General features: G+C 75.8%; 6 protein-coding genes and 1 pseudogene. 5 read left to right on the plus strand and 2 right to left on the minus strand.

What is annotated here, in order from left to right; translation table 11 throughout:
• Window positions 1–2,794 (plus strand): ATP-binding protein (locus ABD317_RS31860; RefSeq protein WP_344294522.1); only part of this gene is annotated, 2,794 nt, incomplete at its 5' end.
• On the opposite strand, the gene ABD317_RS31865 is transcribed toward ABD317_RS31860, so the two are convergent.
• Together ABD317_RS31865 and ABD317_RS31870 are read right to left on the minus strand one after the other, a co-directional pair.
• A complete protein-coding gene (locus ABD317_RS31865) occupies window positions 2,775–3,566 on the minus strand; it encodes an ABC transporter permease (RefSeq protein ID WP_344294524.1) in 792 nt (263 codons plus the stop codon). The two genes, ABD317_RS31860 and ABD317_RS31865, sit on opposite strands and share 20 nt — an antisense overlap.
• Window positions 3,563–4,540, minus strand: coding sequence for an ABC transporter ATP-binding protein (locus tag ABD317_RS31870; protein ID WP_344294526.1), 978 nt, complete (start codon window positions 4,538–4,540; stop codon window positions 3,563–3,565). The genes ABD317_RS31865 and ABD317_RS31870 overlap by 4 nt, the downstream gene beginning before the upstream one ends.
• A gap of 193 nt (window positions 4,541–4,733) precedes the next feature.
• On the opposite strand from ABD317_RS31870, the gene ABD317_RS31875 reads away from it, so the two are divergent.
• The 4 genes and pseudogenes from ABD317_RS31875 to ABD317_RS31890 all read left to right on the plus strand — a co-directional run.
• Window positions 4,734–5,108, plus strand: coding sequence for a DUF805 domain-containing protein (locus ABD317_RS31875; RefSeq protein WP_344294528.1), 375 nt, complete (start codon window positions 4,734–4,736; stop codon window positions 5,106–5,108).
• A 95-nt stretch (window positions 5,109–5,203) separates the two neighbouring features.
• The gene (locus ABD317_RS31880) at window positions 5,204–5,641 is read left to right on the plus strand and encodes a nucleoside deaminase (protein WP_344294533.1); all 438 of its coding nucleotides are present in this window, start codon (window positions 5,204–5,206) and stop codon (window positions 5,639–5,641) included.
• Between the two features lie 24 nt (window positions 5,642–5,665).
• Window positions 5,666–6,145 carry an RrF2 family transcriptional regulator gene (locus tag ABD317_RS31885; protein WP_344294530.1) on the plus strand — a complete coding sequence of 160 codons (480 nt, stop codon included), beginning with the start codon at window positions 5,666–5,668 and terminating at the stop codon, window positions 6,143–6,145.
• A gap of 161 nt (window positions 6,146–6,306) precedes the next feature.
• A pseudogene (locus ABD317_RS31890) lies at window positions 6,307–6,946 on the plus strand (hypothetical protein); the annotation flags it as partial.

The following is a 6,946-nucleotide window of genomic DNA, read 5'->3' on the forward strand; positions in this document are numbered from 1 at the left end:
GCAGCTTGCCGCCGCGGCGCCGCTGGCGCGGCTCCTCGCCGGGGCGCCCCGCGACGAGGAGGTGCTCGCCGAACTGCTGCGCGCCGAGGCGGCGTCGGCCGGGCCCGCGGTGGCGCTCGCCCGCTTCGACGCGTACCGGCGCGAGCTGCGCGACGACCTCGGCACCGACCCGGGCGCCGCGCTCCGGGCCGTCCACCAGGAGTTGCTGCGGGACGAGGCCCCGGCTGTCCGGCAGGGGGTGCCGCACGACCCGAACCCGCTGCTGGGGCGGGACGACGACCTCGCGGCGGTGGCCGGGCTGCTGCGCTCGTCGCGGCTGACGTCGATCGTCGGGCCGGGCGGGCTGGGCAAGACGCGGCTCGCGTACGCCGTCAGCCGGCGCGCGGAGCAGCGGCTGGTGCACTTCGTGTCGCTGGCGGGGGCGCGTGCCGACGAGGACGTGGCCGGGGAGGTGGCGTCCGCGCTCGGCGGCGGGGCCGGGACCGCGGGCGCCGGGGCCGGGACCGCCGGGGGTGGGGCCGCCTGGCCCGGGGCCGCCGCCGTCGCCGCCGTCCTCGCCACCCTCGGCGGCCGGGCCGCGCTCCTCGTCCTCGACAACTGCGAGCAGGTCGTCGAGGTCGCCGCCGACCTCGTACGGGAGCTGGTGGCCCGCGCCGCCGACCTCCGCGTGCTCGTCACCAGCCGGGCGCCCCTCGGGCTCAGCTCCGAGGCCGTCTACCGGCTCCCGCAGCTCACCGCTGAGACCTCCGCCGAACTCTTCGCCCAGCGCGCCCGCGCCGCCCGCCCCGGCGTGGAGCTGCCGCCCGCCGCGGTCGCGCAGCTGTGCCGGCACCTGGACGGGCTGCCGCTCGCCGTGGAGCTGGCCGCGGCGCGGGTGCGGGTGCTGTCCGTACCGGAGATCGCGCGGCGGCTCGGCGACCGGTTCGCGCTGCTGCGCGGCGGGGCGCGGGACGCGCCCGAGCGGCACCGTACGCTGCACGCCGTCGTGGAGTGGAGCTGGAACCTGCTGGACGACGACGCACGCGCTGCTCTGCGGGCGCTGTCCGTCTTCCCCGGCGGCTTCACCGCCGAGGCGGCGGAGCAGGTGTCCGGCGGCGGGGCCGACACGCTGGAGCTGCTGGAGCAGCTCGTGGACCAGTCGCTGCTGAAGGCCGCCGACACCGCGGCCGGGATCCGCTTCCACATGCTGGAGACGGTGCGCGAGTTCAGCGCCGCCCGGCGGGCGGCGGCCGGCGAGGAGGAGGCGGTCACCGACCGGTTCCTGGGCTGGGCGCGGGACTTCGGCCGCGCCCACCACGACGCGCTGTTCGGCCACGAGCCGCTACGGCACTGGCCCCGGCTGCGCGCGGAGCAGGACAACCTCGTGCTCGCCCTGCGCCACGCCCTCGCCCGCGGCGACCACGCCACCACCGCCGCCGCAGGCGCCGTGCTCGCCGGCGTCTGGACCACCGACGCCGCGAGCTTCCACCGCACCTTCGCCCTGGCCGCCGAGACCGCCCGCCCGCTGTCGCACTACCGCCCCGACCCCCGCCACACCGAGGTCACCCGCACCCTCAGCACCCTGTGCACCGCCGGCCCGTTCATGGGCTACGGGCCGCTCCATCCGCGCCACCTCGTCACCCTGCGCCGGTTGCCGCCCGCCGAGCCGGACACCCTGCTGCAGGCGCTGGCCGTCGTGCTGTGCGCCGTACCGGACATGCGCGCGCCCCGCTACGAGGCGCTGGACGAACTCCGCACCAGCGACGCCCCGCTGCTGGCCGGCATCGCCGAGTGCGTCGCCAGCTACCTCTGGGAGCACGGGCACGAGCCGGAGCGCGCGCTGGCCGCGGCGCGCCGGATGCTGGCCGCGGTCGACGCCGTGCCCAACCCGTCGCTGAAGCTCCTGAGCCACTCCCGCTGCAGCGAGCTGTGCATGGAGGCCGGGCTGGGCGAGGAGGCGTACGGGCATCTGCTGGCGGCGCTGGACGCCCTGGCACACCTGAGCGACCAGTCGCCCACGACGGGTCTGCGCCGCGGTCTTGTGCTGGCGTGCCTGCAGCGCGGGGAGCCGGACGAGGCGGAGGAGTGGCTGCGGCGGGTGGAGGCGGCCCGGTCGGCGGCGGAGCAGCCGCAGATGATCGCGGGCGACACGGGGGCGTGGGCTGAGATCGCGCTGTCGCGCGGGCTGACGGAGCTGGGGCTGAAGCGGTGGCGTACGGCGGTGGCGCAGTTGCGCACCGCCGGACCGCCCCACGCCCCCGTGTCCGCGCATGCAGACGCCCACGAAAGCGTCCACGCAGACGCCCACGCCCACGCCCGCGCCGACGGACACGCCGCGTCGTCCGGTGCCGCGCCCGACGGCCCGCCCGCCGACCCCCTGGCCGACTCCTGGGGCATGCACCTCGCCGCCACCGCCGTCGCCGCGCACGCCCACGCCGGCCGGCTGGAGCCCGTCGCCGGTCTCGTGGCCGAGCTGGAGGGCCGGATCCGTACGCTGCTCGCCGCGGACCCCCGCGCCGGCGAGGTCCCCGCGGAGGCCGCGGTCGACGGCGCCGCGGTGCTGTGCCTGGGCCTCGTCCGCCTCGCCGCGGGCGACGCCCCGGCGGCGGCGGTGCGGCTGGTGGCGCTCGCGGAGCGGCTGTACGTGCCGCAGGCGTTCCACCCCACGCTGTCCGTCGCCCGCGCCCGCCGCGCCGCCGAGAACGCCGACGGGGCGGCGTACGCCGACGCGGTGTCGGAGTACGCCGCCCTGGGGCGGGACGAGCTGCGCGAGGTGGCCCGCGGGCTCATCTCCGCTACTTCGCCTCGCGGTTGAAGGACGCCTTGGACCAGAAGTAGCCGAGGACGGTCAGCCCCACGCACCAGGCGACGGCCAGCCAGCCCTTGTGCCCGATCTCCGTGCCGAGCAGCAGCCCGCGCAGCGTCTCGATGGCCGGCGTGAACGGCTGGTACTCGGCGATCGGCCGGAACCATCCCGGCATCGCGTCGAGCGGCACGAAGGCGCTGGACAGCAGGGGCAGCAGGATCAGCGGCGTGGCGTTGTTGCCGGCCGCCTCGGCGTTCGGGCTGACGAGCCCCATGCCGACGGCGATCCAGGTCAGCGCCAGCGCGAAGAGCGCCAGCAGCCCGAGGGCGGCGAGCCACTCCAGCACGGTCGCGTCGGTGGAGCGGAAGCCTATGGCCACGGCGATGGCGCCGACGAACACGACGCTGGCGAGGCACTGCAGCACGCTGCCGAGGACGTGCCCGATGAGGACGGAGCCGCGGTGGATCGCCATCGTACGGAAGCGGGCGACGATGCCCTCGGTCATGTCCATGGCCACGGAGACGGCGGCGCCGACGGTGGTGCTGCCGATGGTCATGAGCAGCAGGCCGGGTACGACGTAGGCGATGTAGACGTCGCGGTCGGGGGTGCCGCCGGCGAGGCCGGCGCTCATGGTGTCGCCGAAGACGTAGACGAAGAGCAGGAGCAGCATGACCGGGGTGAGGAGCAGGTTCAGGGTCATGGAGGGGTAGCGCCGGACGTGCAGCAGGTTGCGGCGCAGCATGGTGGACGAGTCGCGTACGGCGAGGGCGAGGGTGCTCATCGGACGTTCTCCTTGGGCGAGGGCCGCGCGGCGGTGGTCGTGGCGGTGAGGGCGAAGAAGACGTCGTCCAGGTCGGGGGTGTGGACGGTGAGGGTGTCGGCGTGCACGTCCGCGGCGTCCAGCCAGTCGAGGATCGCGCGCAGTTCGCGCTGCGACCCGTCGCTGGGGATCTGCAGGGTCAGCGCCTGGTCGTCGCGTACGGTCTCGCGCAGCTCGCCGGCGGCCCGCTCGTACGCCCCGGGGTCCTCGAACCGCAGCCGGACGTGGCCGCCGGGGACGAGCCGCTTCAGCTCGTCGGCGGTGCCGTGGGCGACGATCCGGCCGCCGTGCAGCACCGCGATGCTGTCGGCGAGTTCGTCGGCCTCTTCGAGGTACTGGGTGGTGAGGAAGACGGTGACGCCGTCGGTGACCAGTTCGCGGATGATGTGCCACATGGTGTGGCGGGAGCGCGGGTCGAGGCCGGTGGTCGGCTCGTCCAGGAAGATGATCCGCGGGCTGCCGACGAGGGTCATGGCGATGTCGAGGCGGCGGCGCATGCCGCCGGAGTAGGCGGCGGCGGGCTCGCGGGCGGCGTCGGTGAGGTCGAAGCGGGCCAGCAGTTCGTCGGTGACGCGGCGTCCCTCGCGGCGGGGCAGGTGGTGCAGGTCCGCCATGAGGAGCATGTTCTCCTCTCCGGTGATGAGGTTGTCGACGGCGGAGAACTGGCCGGTGACCCCGATGGCGCCGCGTACGGCGTCGGGGTGGGTGGCCGGGTCGTGGCCGGCGATGCGGATGCCGCCGGCGTCGGCGGTGATCAGGGTGGACAGGATCTTCACGGCGGTGGTCTTGCCGGCGCCGTTCGGGCCGAGGAGGGAGAAGACGGTGCCCTCCGGCACGTGCAGGTCGACGCCGTCGAGGACGGTCTTGTCGCCGTACGACTTGCGCAGCCCGGTGGCTGCGATGGCGGTGGTGGCGGTCGCTGTGGTCGTCGTCATGGCCCGTAGCCTGCGGGGCGCGGCGCTCAACGGCCTTTCAGCGCCGTTTCAGCGTCCGCCGCTCCCCGGCCGGGCGCTGAAATGCGCAGGTCATACGCCCCGCATGCCCGGCCGGTGGGCGGGCTGGCCCGGGAGCGTGATCACCCGCTAGATTCCCTCGACCGATGGGGAGGGTCTTGTGAGCCTGTGCTTCGTGCCGTTCAGGAGGTACGCGGACTTCACCGGCCGGGCGCGCCGGCGGGAGTTCTGGTCGTTCATGCTGCTCATCCTGGTTCCGGCGGCCTCCCTCGTCGTCGCGGCGCTGCTGTCCGGGTCGGACGCCGTCTGGTTGGCGTTCACCAGCTACCTGCTGGTGACCTTCCTGCCCGCGCTCGCGGCGAGCGTCCGGCGGCTGCACGACGCGGGCAGGTCGGGCTGGTGGTGGCTCCTGGTGGCGTTCGTCCCGTTCGGCGGAATCGCGGTCCTCGTCTTCTTGCTGCTGGACAGCGAAGCGCGGGACAACGACCACGGGCCCCGCCCGAAGCCCGTTCCGGTTCCGGCGCATCCCGCTTCCCCGCCCCCGGCGTGAGTCCCGTACGCCCCGGGTGTGGCGGCTGCGCCGCGGGCCACCCGTCGGGTTGAATCCTCTTCGTCTTCGGCAACGACGCGGTGGGAGTGGTGACGGTGGACAGCGGCGGGGAGCGGTTTCTGCGGCGGGCCGTCGAGCTGGCGGCCGAGGCGCGGGCGGCCGGGAACGGGCCCTTCGGGTCACTGCTGGTGGGGCCCGGCGGGGACGTGCTCGCGGAGGACCGGAACACCACCGTCGTGGACGACGACATCACCGCGCACCCCGAGCTGAAGCTCGCGCGGTGGGCGGCGCGCGAGCTGGACGCGGGGACGGCGGCGGGGACGACGATGTACACGAGCTGCGAACCGTGCGGGATGTGCGCGGGGGCGCTCGTGTGGTCGGGGATCGGACGGGTGGTGTACGCGCTGTCGGCCGGGCAGTTGCGGGAGCTGCGGCCGGCGCCGGGCCCGGGGGCGGCGGTGCCGTCCGACGGGCCTTATCTGTATGAGGAGGCCAGGCGCGTCTTTGAGGGGTACACGCCGCCGGAACGGTGAACGGGGATGTGTAGCATCCCCGTTATGCACATGGGCGAAGGCGTCGAGTGGAGCCTGCACAGCTGTCTGACCCTGGCCTGGCTGCGGGACGCGGGCCCCGTGCCCATCCGCCGGCTGGCCGACTGGTTCGACCTGCCGCAGGAGTACCTCAAGAAGCGCCTCCAGGCCCTCACCCGCGCGGGGATCCTGGCCTCCACGCCGGGGGCGCGGGGCGGGTTCTCGCTCGCGCGGGCGCCGGAGCGGATCACGCTCATGGACGTCGTGACCGCCCTGGAGGGCCCCCTCGAACCGTTCGTCTGCACCGAGATCCGGCAGCAGGGGTACGGGGGCCGCGGCGGGGGGCGGGAGTTCGCCCGGCCGTGCGGGGTGGCCACCGCCATGCGCCGCGCCGAGCTGGCCTGGCGGCGCGAGCTGGCCGGCCAGACCGTCGCCGACCTGATGGCCGCCGCGCCGGCGGCCAGCGCGGAGCGCACGCGGCGGCGGTACGCGCGGCTGGCGGGCTGAGCGGGCGCGGGTCCGGGAAGACGTAGCCGGCAGGTGAGGCAGGGAAGGAATGGGGATGTCTGATATCCCGGTCAAGAACGGGACGGACGGTGCGGGCGGCGCGGGCGGCATGGGCGGGTCGGGCGGCGGGGGCCCGGCGGGCGAGGCAAGCCCGGCGAGCGGTGCGGACCCGGCGGGCGGCACGGGCTCAGCGAGCGGCACGGGGTCAGCAGGCGGCACGGGCTCAGCGGCCGGCGCAGGCCGACGAGTTCGCCCGCGGCCTGCTGGAGTCCGCGGAGCCCGGCGACGAGCGCCGGGTCGAGGCGCTGGTGGGCTGGCTGCTGGCGCAGGCCGCCCTGCGGGGGCACACCGCGCTGGAGTTCCCGGCGCTGGCGGAGGCCCTGTCGGGGTACGGGGTGCCGGACGCCGAGGAGGCGCTGCGGGACGCGGCGTCGACGGGCGGCGTGCTGGTCTTCGAGGAGCAGGAGGAGCAGGGGCCGGAACCGCCCGTCTCGGCCCCGGACGGCCAAGAGGGCGAGGAGGGCGAGGAGGGCCCTCCCGTACGGCTGCTGCTCGGCCTGGAGCGCTACGCGATGGCGGAGGAGAGCCTCGCGGACGGCCTGTCCCGGCTCGTGAACACGTTCACGCCGCCGGCGGGCCCGGCGGACGACGACGGCGCCGCGCCGGGCGCGGACGACGCGAGCGCCCCCGCCGGGGCGGCGGCGTGGGAGTCCGCGGCCAGGGCCGCGCCCTCACCCTCCGCCGCGGAGCTGATCCGCGCCGCGGCGGGCAGCGGGCTCGTGCTGCACACCGGCGGCGAGG

It is taken from the genome of Streptomyces synnematoformans (assembly GCF_039531005.1).
In the GTDB taxonomy this organism is placed as follows: domain Bacteria; phylum Actinomycetota; class Actinomycetes; order Streptomycetales; family Streptomycetaceae; genus Streptomyces; species Streptomyces synnematoformans.